The organism is Flavobacterium sp. EDS, from assembly GCF_020991525.1.
GTDB lineage: Bacteria > Bacteroidota > Bacteroidia > Flavobacteriales > Flavobacteriaceae > Flavobacterium.
Genome location: NZ_JAJMOZ010000001.1, coordinates 346,545 through 364,136 on the forward strand (window position 1 = coordinate 346,545; position 17,592 = coordinate 364,136).

18 protein-coding genes are annotated in these 17,592 nt (G+C 31.9%); 15 read left to right on the plus strand and 3 right to left on the minus strand.

The features are described from left to right. The first annotated feature begins 86 nt into the window (after positions 1–86). The 9 genes from LPB87_RS01515 to LPB87_RS01555 all read left to right on the plus strand — a co-directional run bounded on the left by LPB87_RS01515 (position 87) and on the right by LPB87_RS01555 (position 7,992). Complete coding sequence (locus LPB87_RS01515; RefSeq protein WP_230604579.1) at positions 87–887, plus strand: MbnP family protein; 801 nt, start codon at positions 87–89, stop codon at positions 885–887. 153 nt (positions 888–1,040) lie between these two features. Next, a complete protein-coding gene (locus tag LPB87_RS01520; protein WP_230604581.1) occupies positions 1,041–2,078 on the plus strand; it encodes a cytochrome c peroxidase in 1,038 nt (345 codons plus the stop codon). Between the two features lie 220 nt (positions 2,079–2,298). Beyond that, positions 2,299–3,258 (plus strand): transporter, encoded by a 960-nt coding sequence (locus tag LPB87_RS01525; protein ID WP_230604583.1) that lies wholly within the window; start codon positions 2,299–2,301, stop codon positions 3,256–3,258. Positions 3,259–3,338: 80 nt separating this feature from the next. Beyond that, positions 3,339–3,734, plus strand: a complete 396-nt coding sequence (locus LPB87_RS01530; RefSeq protein ID WP_230604585.1) for a hypothetical protein — start codon at positions 3,339–3,341, stop codon at positions 3,732–3,734. A gap of 175 nt (positions 3,735–3,909) precedes the next feature. Next, a complete protein-coding gene (locus LPB87_RS01535; RefSeq protein ID WP_230604587.1) occupies positions 3,910–4,830 on the plus strand; it encodes a DUF4274 domain-containing protein in 921 nt (306 codons plus the stop codon). Positions 4,831–4,868: 38 nt separating this feature from the next. Next, a complete protein-coding gene (locus tag LPB87_RS01540) occupies positions 4,869–5,114 on the plus strand; it encodes a hypothetical protein (protein WP_230604588.1) in 246 nt (81 codons plus the stop codon). 135 nt (positions 5,115–5,249) lie between these two features. Then, positions 5,250–6,182 (plus strand): glycerophosphodiester phosphodiesterase family protein, encoded by a 933-nt coding sequence (locus tag LPB87_RS01545; RefSeq protein ID WP_129537430.1) that lies wholly within the window; start codon positions 5,250–5,252, stop codon positions 6,180–6,182. A 108-nt stretch (positions 6,183–6,290) separates the two neighbouring features. Beyond that, positions 6,291–7,316, plus strand: coding sequence for a 2-hydroxyacid dehydrogenase (locus tag LPB87_RS01550; protein WP_305070206.1), 1,026 nt, complete (start codon positions 6,291–6,293; stop codon positions 7,314–7,316). Between the two features lie 70 nt (positions 7,317–7,386). Then, a complete protein-coding gene (locus LPB87_RS01555) occupies positions 7,387–7,992 on the plus strand; it encodes a hypothetical protein (protein WP_129537431.1) in 606 nt (201 codons plus the stop codon). 276 nt (positions 7,993–8,268) lie between these two features. On the opposite strand, the gene lysS is transcribed toward LPB87_RS01555, so the two are convergent. Next, positions 8,269–9,969 (minus strand): lysine--tRNA ligase, encoded by a 1,701-nt coding sequence (lysS, locus tag LPB87_RS01560; RefSeq protein ID WP_230604589.1) that lies wholly within the window; start codon positions 9,967–9,969, stop codon positions 8,269–8,271. 888 nt (positions 9,970–10,857) lie between these two features. On the opposite strand from lysS, the gene LPB87_RS01565 reads away from it, so the two are divergent. The 6 genes from LPB87_RS01565 (at position 10,858) to LPB87_RS01590 (ending at position 15,405) form a co-directional block, all read left to right on the plus strand. Then, the gene (locus tag LPB87_RS01565; protein WP_230604591.1) at positions 10,858–11,586 is read left to right on the plus strand and encodes a hypothetical protein; all 729 of its coding nucleotides are present in this window, start codon (positions 10,858–10,860) and stop codon (positions 11,584–11,586) included. 26 nt (positions 11,587–11,612) lie between these two features. After that, the gene (locus LPB87_RS01570; protein WP_230604593.1) at positions 11,613–12,386 is read left to right on the plus strand and encodes a hypothetical protein; all 774 of its coding nucleotides are present in this window, start codon (positions 11,613–11,615) and stop codon (positions 12,384–12,386) included. Positions 12,387–12,455: 69 nt separating this feature from the next. Further along, complete coding sequence (locus LPB87_RS01575; RefSeq protein WP_129537434.1) at positions 12,456–13,205, plus strand: hypothetical protein; 750 nt, start codon at positions 12,456–12,458, stop codon at positions 13,203–13,205. Between the two features lie 4 nt (positions 13,206–13,209). Then, on the plus strand, positions 13,210–13,908 hold the full coding sequence (gene lipB / locus LPB87_RS01580; protein WP_129537435.1) for a lipoyl(octanoyl) transferase LipB: 699 nt from the start codon (positions 13,210–13,212) through the stop codon (positions 13,906–13,908). A 115-nt stretch (positions 13,909–14,023) separates the two neighbouring features. Then, positions 14,024–14,605 carry a Crp/Fnr family transcriptional regulator gene (locus tag LPB87_RS01585; protein ID WP_230604595.1) on the plus strand — a complete coding sequence of 194 codons (582 nt, stop codon included), beginning with the start codon at positions 14,024–14,026 and terminating at the stop codon, positions 14,603–14,605. A 59-nt stretch (positions 14,606–14,664) separates the two neighbouring features. Further along, positions 14,665–15,405, plus strand: a complete 741-nt coding sequence (locus tag LPB87_RS01590) for an SDR family NAD(P)-dependent oxidoreductase (RefSeq protein WP_129537437.1) — start codon at positions 14,665–14,667, stop codon at positions 15,403–15,405. A 170-nt stretch (positions 15,406–15,575) separates the two neighbouring features. Here the strand turns inward: LPB87_RS01590 and LPB87_RS01595 are convergent, their stop codons facing one another. Further along, the gene (locus LPB87_RS01595) at positions 15,576–16,517 is read right to left on the minus strand and encodes a proline dehydrogenase family protein (protein ID WP_164998637.1); all 942 of its coding nucleotides are present in this window, start codon (positions 16,515–16,517) and stop codon (positions 15,576–15,578) included. Between the two features lie 259 nt (positions 16,518–16,776). Further along, positions 16,777–17,577: an AraC family transcriptional regulator gene (locus LPB87_RS01600; protein ID WP_230604596.1), complete on the minus strand. Its 801-nt coding sequence runs from the start codon at positions 17,575–17,577 to the stop codon at positions 16,777–16,779. Positions 17,578–17,592: the final 15 nt, after the last annotated feature.

Here is a 17,592-nt window from a genome sequence, read left to right on the forward strand (position 1 = left end):
CTTGCTATTTCATTTGATTGTTGTCATTTGAGGTAAGCCTATGCACATACTATTTTAAATATCTATTAAGAATATACAACTCAAAAATGAAAAAAATATTATATAAAGCAGTAGCTATTTTAGCTATAACTGTTGCTGTATCAGCATGTTCAAGTGATAATAACGAAGAAGTTTCTGGAACGGGTAAAATCGGATTAAAATTTGACAACTCATTTGGGTCCAATGATTTAATTTTGGAAACACAAGGGAATAAAACTTCTAATAATGAGGTATTAAAAATCACCAACGTTAAATACATCGTAAGTAATGTTGTTTTAACTAAAAGTGACGGAACGTTGTTTACATACCCAAAGGCAAAAAGTTACTTTATTGCTGACGAAGCTAGTGATGCTGGTTACAAATTTATATTAACAGATATTCCTGCTGGAGATTACGTAAAAGTAAAATTTGGAATAGGAGTAGATAAAGAACAATGGCAATTAGGTGCTTCTGGGCAAGGCGATTTTCTTGCGCAAGCTCAGGCGGCAGGAATGTTATGGAACTGGACTGCCGGATATAAATTTCTTGCTTTCGAGGGTAATTTTACTTCAGAAACAGTGACAGCTCCGCTTCCTTTTATGATTCATACAGGACAAACAGGAACCGATTATAATTATACAGAAGTAACATTAGATTTCCCAACTAAAGCTTTGGTGAGAACCAATATTCAGCCAGATGTACATATTATAACCGATTTATCTAAAATTCTTGACGGACCAAATAAAATCAAACTTTCAGATTACAATAAGGGCGGAATGGGCGCTATGATTATGGGTGGAGCAGCTTTGCCTTTAATTACTGCCAATGTAGCAACAATGTTTAGAGTAGATCACGTACACAACGATTAATTTCATTTTTAGGAGCACAGAAGTTGTTTTTCATTAGGAACTCTTGTCCCGCTTTTTGCTATATCTTTTTTATTTTGAAAAAAAATAAAAAAGGATGTCGCGGCAATCGGGGCTAGAAATGAGCTTTTGTGCTTCTTTTAAAATTTAGAAACCATGAGAATAAAATATTTTCTTTGGGTCATGATTCCGTTGTTATATAGTTGTAGTGATCAGGATGATGAATATATAAATGTGCCTTTAGACTTTAAAGTGCCTTCTAATTTCCCAGCTTTAACTTATGATATAACTGCAAATCCACCAACTGTAAAAGGATTTGAACTTGGTAAAAAACTTTTTTATGATGGGCGATTGGCTTCTGATGGAATTGTTTCTTGTGGTTTTTGTCATATACAGGAAAACGCATTTACACATCATGGGCACACAGTGAGTCACGGTGTAGGCGATGCACTAGGTATTCGAAATGCACCACCGATACAAAATCTGGCTTATCAAGCAACTTTTATGTACGATGGTGTAACGAATCATTTAGACTTGCAGCCTATAATTCCATTAACGAGTGAAATCGAAATGAATGGTAATTTAAATGCTATTCTAGAAATGATGCGAGGTGATAAAACCTATCGGACTTTGTTTGGACAAGCTTTTACTGATGGTGCAATTACTACTGAGAATATGTTAAAAGCACTTTCGCAATTTATGGTAATGGTAACCTCTTCTAATTCGCGCTTTGATAAATTCCGTCGTAATGAAACAGGAGGAACGCTTACAGCCGATGAATTGGCAGGATATGCATTGTTTAATTCTAAATGTGCTTCATGTCATGCAACTGATTTAATGACCGATGATTCGTTTCGAAACAATGGTTTGGCAGTAAACCCTAAAGTAAACGATGTGGGACGTTATAAGGTTACTGAACTGGCTAGTGATTATTATAAGTTTAAAGTACAGAGTTTAAGAAATGTAGAAGTTTCTGCTCCTTATATGCATGATGGGCGATTTGGAACACTAGAAGCCGTTTTGGATCATTACGCTAGCGGAATTGAGGCTTCGCCAACTTTAGACCCGATCCTGAGGCAGAATGGAAGGCTGGGTATTCAACTTTCGGAAATGGATAAAAAACAGCTAATCGCTTTCTTAAAAACATTAACCGATCGTCAATTTCTAACAGATAGACGATTCTCGGAGTTTTAAGATTCTCCTAATAGGGTTTTTGAAACCTCTTAGAATATAATATAACAAAAATTGGAGTTTTAGCCCCGATTGTAGTGTAAAGCCTTTTTGAGTAAAGCCCTTATTTTTTCTTGGGTTTACAAAGTGACCAGCGGAAACTTTGTAAATGTATAGAAAAATGGGATTTTAAGAAAAGCTTGCAACGAAAAGCGGGTTGGGAGCTCCTAAAAAAAATAATAAAATGAAAAAAATAATAGTTTTAAGTTTGGTTTTAGTTTGCAATTTTACTTTTGCTACAACGGTAAAAGATAGTATTTCGAGCTTTACATTTCAGCGTTTGGCAATGATGGAAGACTTTGATTGCGATGCTTGTGGCTGTTCTGCAAGTGGTGGAAGCATGGGTTTTAGCTCGATGTTAAATACTAATTTTGTTGGAATACGTTATTTCAACCAAAGTTATACGAGCCGCGATGGTATTTTTGCTAATTCTCCCTGGATAGATGAAAATTTTAATACGGTTCAGGCTTGGGCAAGAATTCCTGTTAGCAAGAGAGTTCAGATTTCGGCATTGGTTCCGTATCATTTTCATAGCCGTGAATTAACCACAGGAACTGAGAGTATTTCGGGATTAGGAGATATTTCGGTAATGGCACTTTATACTGTGTTTGAAACGCAAAAAGACAGTACTGTTTTTACACATAAAGTTGAATTTGGTGGTGGTGTAAAAATGCCAACAGGGAGATTTAATGAGGCGAATAATGCAGGGAGTGTAAACAAAAGTTTTCAGTTAGGAACAGGAAGTTGGGACTATTTGCTAGTTTCTGAATATGTAATTAAGAGAAAGAATCTGGGGCTGAATACTATGTTGAACTACGTTATAAAAACCGAAAATGAACAGAAATACCAATACGGGAACCAGTTTAATTATTCAGGAACATTCTTTTATTTATTTGATTTGCCATCTGTGCAATTAGTTCCTCAATTGGGTTTTGCCGGTGAAGTTTATGCTACAAACAGACAACACGGATTAGACTTACCAAATACAGCGGGAGATATTCTTTTTGGGAAATTTGGATTAGAGGTTGGGAAAGACAAATTTTCGGTTGGTGTAAATGGGATGCTTCCTATAAACCAAAACTTGTCTAGTGGCGCTATGGAGGCTAATTATCGTTGGAGTATAAATCTGAATTATACACTGTAGCTGGATTCATAATCTTTGAGATTTATTAAGTTTGCTTTGTAAGATTTATATATTAATTTCACGATGTTTTATTTGTAGATATGAAATTAAGAAAAATAACTATCGAGGATGAGGTTTATCTATATGTGATGAAGGGAAATATTGATTTTTCTTCTCAAGAGAGCACATTGTCATTAAAAATATTTCTAAGCGATTATAAGCTAACCCCATTGTTCGTTAATTTTGTAACCTGGGATGATCCAATAATTGGGCATCCTTTGAATTTTGGATTTCCACTCTTTAAGTCATTAACTGGCGAAAAGGAGGTTGTTAATCTGAATAGACCTAAATATGTTAGAGCATGTATTTTATATGGTTTGGAAAAAGGATGGAATGGGAAAAATAAATTGGAACCACTTGATGGATTAGAAATATTAAGTAATCTGGGTTATGATGTTTCTATTTTAACCATTAAAAAAGAGGATAGTACTAAATAGCACTAAATAAGAGAAGACTTCTATATCAATACGTTTAAAAACTTGTGGATATGGGAGTTTTTTTATGCGTGATAGTTAAGGGAAATTATATGCTATTATGATGATTTGTAAGAATAGGTTTTTAAATTTGTGAAGCGATTGAGCAAATTAAATTAGATAGAAGTAAAGAGAAAGAATGGAGTTTAATAAGAAAAGTAAAAATAGGGTTCTTAAAGCTGTTAATAGTGAAATGTCTTATAAGAAATTAACTGCTCCCGAGTTACATCAGTTCGTTCAGCATTGGAATTATGATGATGGTATTGAGCCTTTTAATTGGATCGTAAAGCAAAAGATTTGTGATAAAGGTACCGCTCTTTGTTTGTATTGGTTTCTTCAGCCCGATTATTTTTGCAAGTTTAAAAATGAAAACGAAATAAAAGAGGATGTAAATTATGAAACGTATAAGTTAATAAAAGAAATTGAGCAGCGATACTGTAACAGTTTTTATGAGGATGAGAATTTCTCTTTCAATCCTAAAGATGAATTTCTGGATGAAAATTCTAATACGAGATGTATTCCTAAAGAAATGCTTGAGAAATCAGCAGGAACTATTTTTGAACGACAGGATATTGAATTTGCTTTTTTAAGAAAGCCAAATGAAAAAGAATTAAAAGCGATTGATGCTAAAATAAAAGATGCTATAAAAACGATTCAAGGTTCAAATTCTGATTTTATTTATGGTGAAACCGATATTGCAATTCAAGCAATAATAGAAAGTATTGAGTACTGGAAAGGAAAAGAATTAGGGAAAATAAAAATTAATAACCTGTCTTATTTATGGATGGACTGTGTGCACAAACAGCACAATTGGGATTGGATTATCTGGGATTGGGAAACAGGAAATAATGTAGGTGTAGCAAACGCTACAAAAGAACTGACTTGCCTAGCTGATACAATTATAAATCATACAATAGATGGATTTATGCCAAGTTCAATAATTGCCGATTTATATAAAGATCTAGAAGGAGTAACTAATTTTTATGATTTAAAAAGAGATCCTTATAGCGGTATTGGATTGTTATTTAGTACCGATCATATGAGTTTTAGAGATTTATAAGTAGTGTTTTTATTTGTAGATTCAAAAGAAAGAAATATATGGAATCAATTATTGCGAAGAGAATAAAGAAAGCTTTTTTAACTGAGTTTCCATCAGAAACACTAAGACAACTGGCAATCGATTTGAATAAAGATGGGATTAGTAAGGAAAGTATCTTAAAAGAATTTTATGAGTTTGATGCTTTTTTGATAGAGGAGCGAAGGGATAGTGAAGTTGATATTCTTGAGGATGTAATAGACATGATGACAGGTTATTATGTAGGTAGGAATTTAGATTTAAAATAATCAGATGCAAGTATTTTGCCTAGAGGGTAAATAATAAAGGAAAATACAGTTGAAGTTTATAGTAATTTCGCTTTTAATAGCGTCTTACATAGTTGGAATTGCTTAATTTTGCAGTCCAATTTTAATAAAAATAATATGTTTCAGAGTAAAAATTTGTGGTTTGTAGTTTTGGTTTCGTTCATTTTTAATTTTGGTTTTGCCCAAGAAAATGAATATTTATTAAAGTTTAAAACCGCTAAAGAACTGCAAAAGTTTTTAAAATATTCTAAAAAAACTATTCCATTGGTAAGTGCACATAGAGGTGGTCCAACAGTTGGGTTTCCTGAAAATTGTACACAAACATTTGCTAATGCAATAAAGTATAATCCAACAATTGTAGAGACAGATATTGCTTTTAGTAAGGATTCAGTTTTAGTAATGATGCATGATAATACGCTAGACAGAACAACAACTGGAACAGGTGTAATCGAAGGATATACTTATAAAGAATTACAACAGCTTTTCTTAAAAGATACAGAAGGAAAAGTAACTCCATATAAAATTGAAACTTTAGACGAAATTTTGCAATGGGGTAAAGACAAAGTAATCTATAATTTGGATATTAAAAAAGGAGTTCCAATGCAAATGATTGTTGATGCAGTAAGAAGAAATAAAGCAGAGGCTTATTCTGTAATTATTACTTATAACGCAACACAAGCTGCTGAGGCCGCTAAATTGGCGCCAGATTTAATGATTTCGGTTTCGGCAAGAGGAAAAGAAGATATAGAACGTATGGAAGCATTAGGCGTTAAAGCCAATAAAATGATTGCATTTGTAGGTACTAAAGAACCAAAACCAGAAGTATATGAGTATTTACACAGTCGTAAAATTTCTTGTATTCTTGGAACAATGGGGAATCTTGACAAAAGTGCTGCCGCTAAAGGTGATGAATTGTATTACAATCTGGTTGCTAATGGAGCCGATGTGCTTTCGACAGATCGTAACGTAGAAGCGGGTAAGCAACTAATGAAATATGCAACAGATAAAAAATTAAAGTCAAAACATATTGTGGTTAAGAAAACTAAATAATAAAAAAAAAAGCTTCAATTGAAGCTTTTTTTTTACCTAGAAAACTACTTTGCGATTAATTACTTAATTTTAATGAATAAAGAATTCTAATTTTAAAGATAGCACCATATGGATTTAGATCGAGTAGCAGGCATGAATAAAATAACATTTTTCTCGGCTCAGCCATATGATAAAACTTTTTTTAATAAGCATAATTGTGAGTTCGGATTTGATCTGGAGTTTTTTGAAACACAGCTTAATAAGCATACCGTAAATTTAATTCAGAGTTCAAATATTATCTGTGTTTTTGTAAATGATATAGTTGATGAAGCAGTAATTAAACAGCTAGCAGAAAAAGGGGTAAAGATAATTGCTTTGCGTTGTGCGGGTTTTAATAATGTTAATCTTGAAGTTGCAAAGAAATACGGAATTCAGGTATGCAGAGTTCCTGCGTATTCTCCCGAAGCTGTTGCCGAGCACGCAATGGCAATGATCCTTACTCTTAATCGTAAAACGCATAAAGCCTATAACAGAGTTCGTGAGCAGAATTTCTCTCTAAATGGATTGTTAGGATTTGATTTGAATGGTAAAACAATAGGCATAATTGGTACAGGTAATATAGGTAAAGCTTTCTCTAAAATTGTAAAAGGTTTTGGGTGTAAAATTCTTGCTTATGATATTGTCGCCAATCCCGAAATGGAAAAAGATGGTGTTGTGTTTACCAATTTGCAAACTGTTTTTAAAGAAAGTGATATTATCTCATTACATTGTCCGTTAAACGAAAAAACAAAGCATATCATAAATAAAGATTCATTGATACACATGAAAAATAATGTGATGATTATTAATACTAGTCGTGGTGCATTAATAGAAACGGCAAGTGTTATCGAAGCACTTAAAGAAGGTAAAGTAGGGTATTTGGGTATTGATGTGTATGAACAAGAGGAGAAGTTATTTTTTAGAGATCTTTCTGAAGATATTATAAAAGATGATGCCATTCAGCGATTAATGAGTTTTCCTAATGTGTTAGTTACGGCACATCAGGCTTTCTTTACCAGTGAAGCATTGACACAAATTGTACTAGTAACGTATAATAATATCAAAGAATTATTGATAAAAAAAGATATTGAAAATAAATTGGCTTTGTTAGTATAAAGCAGATTTACTTGTATGTAGCAATAATTTATTTTTGTAATTTTAAGACTTTTAAAAAAAATATGAAATCATGAGAAAGACAATTCTTCTAGGCTTAGTATTAATTAGTTTGTATTCTTGCCGCGAAAAAGAAACTTCAATCGATGGGGTAAAAGATATTGATTCAACTACAATGGAGGCCAATACTCAAAGCGACTCAATAATAGCAAATGATAATTTATCAGGGATAGATGAAAAAATAGTTGATTTAATTCGCAAACAACTAACTACAGTATTATTGAAAAACGATTTGGCAGCAATGACAAAAGAAGATCGCTTTTTTTACTACGATGCTTTTGATTTAAATAATGACGGAAAAGACGAGTATATTGTTGGTTTCTCTAGCCCTTATTTTTGTGGTACGGGAGGCTGTTCAGGCTTTATTTTAAAAAATGACGGAAGTTTATTGAATAATTTTACAGTAACCGATTTTCCTTTTTTTGTTGGTCCTAATACTTCTGAGAAATTTCAGGATCTTATAGTAAGCAGTAAAGGAGTTTTATATAATGTAAAAATGAAAAATGGCAAATATCCTTCTAATCCATCAGTTCAGGAAAAATGGAAAGGGGAAGTTCCAGAAGAATCTCCTTCAATTCTGGATATAGATAATAAAAAATTTCAGAAGATTTCCTTTTAAGGATTTAGAAGATTAAAAAAATAACCCCGACAGATTTTAAAATCTGTCGGGGTTATTTTTTGTATTAAATAGAGAATAATTAAACGATTTGTTTAATTATTTCGATAGCCATTCTAGATCTTCTTTGCTTTTATATAGAATATCTTGTTCTTCTTCTATTAATTTGTAGATACTCATATTGCTATAGTTTTGATTAATAAAAGGGTGCAAAAAATCAATAAAAAACCCGATAGATTTTAAAATCTATCGGGTTTGTATTTTATGATAAATAGTGAATTACTCAACCAATTCGACAAATTTAAATTCGCCTTCAACTGCAACTTTAGTCAAACCGTGTTTTGACAAATTTTTCATTGCAGCGTCCCATTTTTTACCGCTTAAATTAGCTGTAACTTTTAGTTGTGCAAGATCCATTTTGTTTTCGTTTTCTTTAAGGAAGTGTATAATTGCTTTCTCCTCATCAGATAATTCAATAGATTGTTTTTTCTCTGGACGCATTTGTGGGAACAATAATACTTCTTGGATAGAGGCATTATTGGTTAAGTACATAATCAAACGATCCATTCCGATACCCATACCAGATGTTGGAGGCATACCGTATTCTAGTGCTCTTAAGAAATCTTCGTCGATAATACCATTAGCTTCATCATCACCTTTTTCAGACAAACGCATTTGATCTTCAAAACGCTCACGTTGGTCAATTGGGTCATTCAATTCAGAATAGGCATTTGCTATTTCTTTACCACAAACCATTAATTCAAAACGTTCTGTAAGTTCTGGATTGTCACGGTGTTCTTTACATAAAGGAGACATTTCTTTAGGGTAATCGGTGATGAAAGTTGGCTGAATGTAGTTTCCTTCGCATTTTGCTCCGAAAATTTCATCAATTAGTTTTCCTTTCCCCATTGTTTTGTCAACTTCAATTCCCATTCCTCTTGCAGCATCAAACAACTCTTCTTCTGTTTTACCAGAAATGTCAAAACCTGTAAAATGTTTGATAGAATCCGTCATTGTAACACGAGCATAAGGTGCTTTAAAGTTAATTTGGTGTTCACCAAAAGTAACTTCGCTAGTACCGTTTACTGCAATAGCACAATGCTCAAGCAAACCTTCAGCAAATTCCATCATCCAGTTGTAGTCTTTGTAGGCTACATATATTTCCATAGCGGTAAATTCAGGATTATGTGTTCTATCCATTCCTTCATTTCTAAAGTTTTTAGAGAACTCATAAACACCTTCAAAACCACCAACAATTAATCTTTTTAGATACAATTCGTTTGCAATACGCATATAAAGCGGAATATCAAGCGAATTATGATGCGTGATAAAAGGTCTTGCCGAAGCTCCACCTGCAATTGATTGTAAAATAGGAGTCTCCACTTCAAGGTAACCTGCATCATTAAAATAGTTACGCATAGCGCTAAACAATTTCGTACGCTTAATGAATGTTTCTTTAACATGTTGATTAACCGTTAAATCTACATAACGCATTCTGTAACGCAATTCAGCATCATTAAATGCATCGTGTACATTTCCGTCTTCGTCTACTTTTGGTAAAGGAAGCGGACGCAATGTTTTACTTAAGAAAGTAAAGCCACTTACACGAATACATTTTGCTCCAACCTGAGTCGTAAACAATTCTCCTTCGATACCAATAAAATCACCTAAATCAGTTAGTTTTTTAAATACCTGATTGTATAACGTTTTATCATCTCCTTCACACAAAACATCACGATTAACATATAATTGAATACGTCCTTCGCTATCTTGTAATTCAGCAAAACAAGCTTTTCCCTGATCTCTAACACTCATCAAACGTCCAGCAACAATAACCTTCTTACCTTCTTCAAAAGACTCCTTAATTTGCTTCGAAGTATGATTTACAGGAAAAAGATTAGCAGGATAAGGATTGATTCCTAAGTTGCGTAAGTTTTGAAGTTTTTCTCTTCGGATGATTTCTTGTTCAGATAAGGCCATTATATACTGTTTTTTAAGTGTGCAAAGATAGTCAAATTTGAAAAAGTGGCAATTTCAAAATTTGAAAATAATTTTAGTTTTTTTAGAAGCAGAAATATTTCGATTTTAGATGGCGTTTTTGAGAGAGAAGGAGGGGATGTGAAAAGAGGAAAGAGAAAAGAGAAAAGAGAAAAGAGAAAAGAGAAAAGAGAAAAGTGAAATGTAAGATGTGAAAAGTGATTTGTTGTTAGTTTCAAGTTTCAAGTGAAAAATCTGCCAAATCTCCTAAATCTGCGTGCTAAAAAAATCATTAATTAGTCACTAATTATTTTTAAACTTCAGGTTAAAAAACTGCGGCTTGGCGAGAGAATTATCAGACGATGTAGTTCTTGTTGTTTCAAGTTTCAAGTTTCAAGTGAAAAATCTGCCAAATCTCCTAAATCTGCGTGCTAAAAAAATCATTAATTAGCCACTAATCATTTTTAAACTTCAGGTTAAAAAAACTACGGCTTGGCGAGAGAATTACCAAACAATGTAATTTATTTTGTTTCAGGTTTTAAGTTTTAGGTTAAAAAACTTTGCATCCCTTGCGTATCTCAACAGCAATTAGCATTGCGCCCTTTGCGGTTAAGTTTCAAGTTTCAGGTTTCAAGTGAAAAATCTGCCAAATCTCCTAAATCTGCGTGATAAAAAAATCAATAATTAGTTAATAATCATTTTAGGTTTCAAGTTTTAAAAATGCGTTCCTTGCGTATCTCGACAGTAATTAGCATTGCGAACTTTGCGGTTAAGCTTCATGTTTCAAGTTAAAATAGTGCTAGTGTTTTCTCTGAGAAACTTCGCAGGATAACTTTTTTAGAACAAAACTTCAGTACATTAGCAACTCAGATTCTAAGCCTTTAAATAAATATGAAAAATTATTTTTGTTTTCTTTTACTCACAATATTTTTTACAAGTTGTCAAGTTACCGAAACAATAAATCTGAGCGAAGATGGAAGTGGAACCATTGAAATAATTCAGCTTAGAGATGAACACAGTTATATGCTTTTGGCGGGAGAAAAGTACTCTAAAGAAGATAAGTTTCAAGATACAACCTATGTTTTTCGAGATTATATTGCAAAATATAACGAAACGTTTTTAAAATACACCCAACTAGAGCAACAGCTATTTCAAAAATATACAAATGTAAAAGTGCATGTAAGGAAGAGCTCTTTTGACAAGGAATTTAAAACTATTATTACATTTCCTTTTACCAAAATAGATGCTGTTCCAAATTTATATAACACAGAAGATTATGCAAGTGATCTTGAGAATAATTATGCGCTTACAGCCGAAAAACATTTTTTTGATGTACAATATAGTTTTGATGGAACAGTTTTTAAACGGATTTTGAATGTTATCAATGAAGCTGAAATTCAAAAAAATAAAAGCCAAATAAAGGATTTTAAATCTAAAACGCATTCTTTAGATCTAACGCTAACTTACACACTTAAATACAATTTTCCTCGTAGGATAAAATCAGTTTCGAATGCTGCAGCAATACTTAGCTCAGATAAAAAATCATTAACACTTACGTTTCAACTTTTAGATTGTTTGCAAGATCCTGCGAGTACTAGTTTAGAAGTTGTTTTAGAATAAATAAAATTAAATATATAAAAAAGAGAATGAAGAAAGTTTTAGTTTGTCTATTGATTGTTTTGGCTTTGTCGAGCTGTACTATGAAAGAAAAAATGGTTATGCATGAAGATGGTTCGGGGAGTTTTTCATACGGATTTGATTTGTCCGGAATATTTAAATTGGGTTTTAAGAGTACCGATTCTACAAAGAATAGTAAAGTAATTGATAGTGTTTTTACTTTCAAAGAAGTTTTTGCAAAAGTAAAAGATAGTGTTGCCAAATTACCAGAGTCTGAAAGACGAAAAATTAAAATGCTTGAAAACTTTAAAGTCAATGTAAAAGCAAATGATGCTGAAAAACAATTGAAGCTTGACATGGAATATAATTTTCAGTCAATAGATAGTCTTAAAAATATGCTTTCGCCTTTAGAGGTTCTTGAAGCAATGCCGAAAATTGGTCCGGGTAAACAGTTAGGTAATTTGAGTGTGCCTGAAAAAGAAAATAAAAAAACAATGTTTTCATATAATTATGATGGAAAGGTTTTTGAGAAAGTGATTTTACTTCCCGAAGGTGCTAAAGCAAAAAAAGAGAAGAAGAAAAAAGAAAAAAATGCAGCTAATGATTTTTCAAAAAAGATGGATGAAATTTTAAAAGAATGTAAATATTCAATTGAATATCAATTTCCAAAAAAGATAAAAACGGTGTCATTAAAAAATGCAATAATCTCAAAAGATAGAAAAAGCTTTATTCTTGAAATTCCGATGAAAGATTTTCCAGATGATGAAAAAAAACTTGGTTTTAAAGTAACATTTGAAAATTAATAGCAACTCTTAAAGACAACAATTCTTTTAAATAGACTTTGTATCTTTGAAGAAAAATATAATCTACATATGAGACTATTAAAATTTCTTAGTTTTTCCTTTTTATTGACAACTTTAACGAGTTGTACTTTTACAGAAAACATCAATATTACAGATAACGGAACGGGTAAATTCTCACTCGAGATGGATGGATCGGCATTGATGGCGATGGCAGGGGAACAATTAGGGAATGAAATGAATGATTCAAAACAAAAGATCGATACCACTTTTTCTTTTAAAGAAATGTTTAAAAATAAGAAAGACAGTATTGCTAAACTTTCTTCAGAAGAACAAAAAGAACTTAAAAAATTAGAAAATTTTGTGGTTAATATGAAGATGAATACAACAGAAAACCAGTTTTTGTTGAATTTAAATTCTGATTTTAAAAATGTAAACGAATTGCAGGATATGGTAAAAAGCTTGAGTGCAATTCAAAATATTGAAAAAAATAATTCACAAGACAAACTACCTTTTGGCGGGAATTTTAATAATAATAGTACTGTAAGCTTTAATTACGATGGTAAAAAGTTTAACCGAAAAGTTATCTTAAATCCAAAAGAAACAAATAAGCCTGTAGAAGATTCATTAGGAATGAATAAAATGATTTTTGCTTCTTCAACTTATATTTTAAAATACAATTTTCCTAAAAAGGTAAAAAAAGTATCTAATAGTAATGCTGTATTTAGCGAAGACCGTAAAACGATAACTATTGAATACCCTTTTACCGATTATATGGAAAATCCAGCTAAAATGGCGCTAGAGGTAGAGTTTGAAAAATAATACAATGAATAAAAAAATCCAACTTCAAGATTTAGGTCAAAAAGATTATAAATCTACTTGGGAATATCAAGAGGAATTATTTGCAGCTATTGTAGATTTAAAAATAAAAAATAGGAGGGAGGAACTTGATCTGCCAACTCCTAATTATTTTCTTTTTGTCGAACATCCACATGTATATACTTTGGGGAAAAGTGGTGATTTGAGTAACCTACTGTTGTCTGAAAAGCAACTGGAAGCCAAAGGAGCAACTTTTTACAAGATAAACCGTGGTGGCGATATTACGTATCATGGTCCAGGACAAATAGTAGGATATCCTATTCTGGATTTAGAAAATTTCTTTACCGATATTCATAAATACTTGCGATTACTTGAGGAGTCTATTATTCTTACTCTTCAGGAATACGGATTAGAATGTGGCCGAAGCGAAGGCGAAACGGGAGTTTGGTTAGGTGTAGGAACTCCGTTTGCCCGCAAGATTTGTGCGTTGGGAGTACGTGCTTCACGCTGGGTAACGATGCATGGTTTTGCCTTAAATGTAAATGCCGATTTAGGTTATTTTGACAATATTATTCCGTGTGGAATACGTGGTAAAGCCGTCACTTCACTTCAGGTAGAGCTTGGTGTAGAAAAAGTAGATGAAGCTGAAGTAAAAGCTAAAATCCTAAAACATCTGACAGAATTGTTCGAAGCCGAATTTGTTTAAGTAAGCTTTCACAATGTAAAAATAGTATCATAAATGCTGAATAAGATCAATTTTAGAATTGTTTTATTCAGCATTTTACTTTTATGAATTAGAACACTCTTAAGTAAAATTATGTATGGAGAATAGAGATAAAAAATCAATTTTAAATCGTTTAGCACTTCCTGAAAAAGAGCTAGAGGAGCTATTGGATATTTCTTTTTATAAAGTAATTCAGAAAGGAGATTGTTTTATTAATGCGGGAGAGATACCCCGAAAATTTGCTTTTATTACAAAAGAATTGTTTCGCTATGTTTATATTCATGAAAATGGGAATGAGTTTACAAAAAGTATTATAACAGAAAATAATTTTGTTAGTTCATATTCTGCGATGATTTATAATAGTCCATCCTATTTTTTTATTGAGGCTTTAGAAGAAGTTGAAATTTTAGAAATTAATTATGAAAATTGGTTAGAGTTAAAAGAGAAGAATCCATTTTGGAATATTTTTTTGCTGAAAATAATTGAAAAAGCCTTTTCTGTTAAAGAAAAAAGAGAACGAGAATTGTTGCTTTTGGATGCAGAAAAACGATATGAAATATTTGTAACAGAATTTCCAGATTTAGAAAATCGCATTTCACAACAAATTATAGCTTCATATTTAGGCATTCAGCCAGAATCATTAAGTAGGATTAAGAGAAAATATAAGGGCTTAACATAGATCAATGGAATAGCATAATTGGCAGGCTATTTTTGAAACCTAATTTTAAAACTAAAGTTATGGTAATCTCAAATAGTACTATCGTTATTACTGGAGGCAGTTCTGGCATTGGATTAGAAATGTGTAAGCAGTTTATTAAAAATGGAAATAAGGTAATTACCTGTTCACGGTCTTTAGAAAAACTCAAACTAGCACAAGAAATAGTGCCAGATTTAATCATTTATCCCTGTAATATTGCAAACGAAAAAGAATGTGAGGAATTTATAAAATGGATAAATGATAATCATCCAGAAGTCAATATTTTAATCAATAATGCAGCAATTGTAACCAGAACTACTTTTATTGAAGATGATTTGATTCTGGAAAAGATGGATAATGAAATTGCTACTAATTTTATTGCTCCAATTCGTTTAATAAAACAGTTCTATCCTACATTAATTAAAAACTCTAATCCTAAGATTATAAATGTCACCACAGGATTGGTTTATGTTCCCAGAGGTTTTTATATTTTTTACAATGCCACAAAATCAGCATTGCATTCCTTTACGCAGGTCTTACGATATCAGCTTAACAATAAGCCCATACAAATTATTGAAGTGTTGTTTCCAGTTGTAAATACACCTTGGCATAACGGCAATCCTCCTAAAATTGCAATATCTCCAGAAAAAGCAGTAGCCGAAATGTTAAGAGAAATTGCTTTAAATAGAGATGAAATTAGAATAGGAAAGGTCAAGATTCTTTATTTACTTTCCAGAATTGCTCCCAATTTTGCGTTTAAGAAAATAAATAGTTTGAATTGATTTTTTTAATTTTAAATGACTTTGAGAATTGTGTTTTATCTCGAATATATTTTGCTAAACTAGCATTGCAACGTCTGGATTTGGGTATCAATTTCAGTTTTAGTAATTCTAAAATAAGGAGGATATAAAACAAGAAACAAATCTTTTGTTTCTTGTTTCCATTTGTTGTTTTAGCTTACGATATCATCCAATGCCTGAAATAAATTCAAAGGATATTCGGCTATTCTGTTGCATAAATACAAATACCATTCTTTGCCATATACAAAGTATAGTTTAGTTGAATACCCTTGTTCTTTTAGGTTTCTCAATTGTTCTGTTTGGATTCCGTATAGGCTTTCGAATTCATAAATATCATTACTCGTTTTGTATTTTTTAAGTAACGACACAACTTCTTTCTGGATATAATCATGGTGGGTTGCAATTGCACATCGATGATTTTTTGATAGTAACTGATCAATATAATACAAATAGCGCTCATCTAATGCCGCACCTCTTGGAATTGAAAGGTTAGGAGGAGTGTCAAAAGCTCCTTTTACAATGCGTATTCTTCCGTTTTCTTGAATCAATTCTTTAAAATCGTCTTGAGATCTATGTAAGTAGGCCTGAAGCGTAATTGAAGTATTTTTGTAGGTCTGGGATGCTGTTTTGTAAATATCAATAATAGCGTCTGTTATTTCAACGTTTTCAGCACTTATAGTAACTTCTATATTTTCTTTTTCAGCTTCTTGGCATATAGAGCTCAAATTATTTAAACATAAATCTGGAGATATAGATAATCCAATATGAGATAAGTCTAAAGAAACAGTCGAATCAAGCTTTTGGTTTTTAATTTCTTGTGCTATTCTAATAAACTCTTTGGTAGCTTCATTAGCTTCAATTTCGGTTAGGGTATTTTCACCCATAAATTCCATAGAGCATTTAAAACCTTCCTTGTTTTGTGTTTTAACCTTAAGAATTGTTTCTTCTAATGTTTCTCCGCCTATATACCTGTCTGCTGCTTTTTTTAAAGTTCTGAATAATATTTCGTTAGAGAGTATATGCTCTTTCGCTTTGTTATTCATGGCAGCTCTTCTTAAAGCATTAGCTCCAAGTAGTATTAAATCTTTTTCCATTATTATGTGTTGTTTTAGTGCTTCTAATATAGAAAAAACTTCATGATAAATGAATTTTAGCAGGCAGATTCAGGAGATTAGGCAGATTTTTCACTTAAAGGCTGAAGTCTGAAACTTAACCGAAAAGTTCGCAATGCCAATAGCTATCTAGATACGCTAGGAACGCAAAGTTTTTTAACTTGAAACTTGAAACTTGAAACTTGAAACTTGAAACCTGAAACAAAAAAAACATTTACATTTTCTGCTTACTAATTGATAATTAGGATTGTAAATTTCCTTTTATCAGACTTGTAGGATTGTATCCAAATTGTTTTTTAAAAGCAAATGAAAAATGCGAAATGTTCTCGAAGCCCAAATCGAGGTAGATATCAGATGGCTTTTTCTTTTCTCTTTCAATTTGAAAATGGGCTTCTTGCAGTCTTTTATGCATTAACCAACGATTAGGAGTGTCATTAAATATCTTTTTAAAATCTCTTTTAAAAGAAGATAAACTTCTGCCAGTTAGGTAAGCTAGTCTTTCGAGGCTCACATTAAACTTATAATTTCGGTATATAAATGCTTCTAAATCTAATTTTTCGGGGATACTTTGGTCAAATAATACATCCGAAATTTCGGGATTGGTTTGTAGTAATATTAATAAAAGCTCTTCTCTTTTTACTTTCGAAAAGGTTTCATCTATAACACCTCCATCATTGTAATACGGCATTAACGAACGCACAAAATTTGGTACTAGAACATCTTTTTTAAGAATAATAAATGCATTCTTAGAGTTCGATTTTACGTTTGTAATGGCGTGATTTTTTTTAAATTCTGTCAAAAAAAACTCATCAAAAATGACTACAACTTTTTCAAATTGCCCATTATCTTTCTGTTTGTTGTATTTAGCCAGATGGTTTTTCCTTACAATACAGTAGTCTCCCGATTTAATGGTGTGCATTTCATTTCCGTCATAACCTTCAATTTCTCCTGCAGCCAGATACAAGAAGATGTGTTCGGGAACAAATTGCTCTGGGGAGATTTCAGGGCCAATATGACAGGATTTTATTTCGGTAATTTTCATCTTGATTTAGATTTA

What these genes read in the sequence shown, in the direction of transcription:
- LPB87_RS01515 (WP_230604579.1), top strand. Translation starts at nt 87, where the DNA reads ATGAAAAAAATATTATATAAAGCAGTAGCTATTTTAGCTATAACTGTT.
- LPB87_RS01520 (WP_230604581.1), top strand. Translation starts at nt 1,041, where the DNA reads ATGAGAATAAAATATTTTCTTTGGGTCATGATTCCGTTGTTATATAGT.
- LPB87_RS01525 (WP_230604583.1), top strand. Translation starts at nt 2,299, where the DNA reads ATGAAAAAAATAATAGTTTTAAGTTTGGTTTTAGTTTGCAATTTTACT.
- LPB87_RS01530 (WP_230604585.1), top strand. Translation starts at nt 3,339, where the DNA reads ATGAAATTAAGAAAAATAACTATCGAGGATGAGGTTTATCTATATGTG.
- LPB87_RS01535 (WP_230604587.1), top strand. Translation starts at nt 3,910, where the DNA reads ATGGAGTTTAATAAGAAAAGTAAAAATAGGGTTCTTAAAGCTGTTAAT.
- LPB87_RS01540 (WP_230604588.1), top strand. Translation starts at nt 4,869, where the DNA reads ATGGAATCAATTATTGCGAAGAGAATAAAGAAAGCTTTTTTAACTGAG.
- LPB87_RS01545 (WP_129537430.1), top strand. Translation starts at nt 5,250, where the DNA reads ATGTTTCAGAGTAAAAATTTGTGGTTTGTAGTTTTGGTTTCGTTCATT.
- LPB87_RS01550 (WP_305070206.1), top strand. Translation starts at nt 6,291, where the DNA reads ATGGATTTAGATCGAGTAGCAGGCATGAATAAAATAACATTTTTCTCG.
- LPB87_RS01555 (WP_129537431.1), top strand. Translation starts at nt 7,387, where the DNA reads ATGAGAAAGACAATTCTTCTAGGCTTAGTATTAATTAGTTTGTATTCT.
- lysS (WP_230604589.1), bottom strand. Translation starts at nt 9,969, where the DNA reads ATGGCCTTATCTGAACAAGAAATCATCCGAAGAGAAAAACTTCAAAAC.
- LPB87_RS01565 (WP_230604591.1), top strand. Translation starts at nt 10,858, where the DNA reads ATGAAAAATTATTTTTGTTTTCTTTTACTCACAATATTTTTTACAAGT.
- LPB87_RS01570 (WP_230604593.1), top strand. Translation starts at nt 11,613, where the DNA reads ATGAAGAAAGTTTTAGTTTGTCTATTGATTGTTTTGGCTTTGTCGAGC.
- LPB87_RS01575 (WP_129537434.1), top strand. Translation starts at nt 12,456, where the DNA reads ATGAGACTATTAAAATTTCTTAGTTTTTCCTTTTTATTGACAACTTTA.
- lipB (WP_129537435.1), top strand. Translation starts at nt 13,210, where the DNA reads ATGAATAAAAAAATCCAACTTCAAGATTTAGGTCAAAAAGATTATAAA.
- LPB87_RS01585 (WP_230604595.1), top strand. Translation starts at nt 14,024, where the DNA reads ATGGAGAATAGAGATAAAAAATCAATTTTAAATCGTTTAGCACTTCCT.
- LPB87_RS01590 (WP_129537437.1), top strand. Translation starts at nt 14,665, where the DNA reads ATGGTAATCTCAAATAGTACTATCGTTATTACTGGAGGCAGTTCTGGC.
- LPB87_RS01595 (WP_164998637.1), bottom strand. Translation starts at nt 16,517, where the DNA reads ATGGAAAAAGATTTAATACTACTTGGAGCTAATGCTTTAAGAAGAGCT.
- LPB87_RS01600 (WP_230604596.1), bottom strand. Translation starts at nt 17,577, where the DNA reads ATGAAAATTACCGAAATAAAATCCTGTCATATTGGCCCTGAAATCTCC.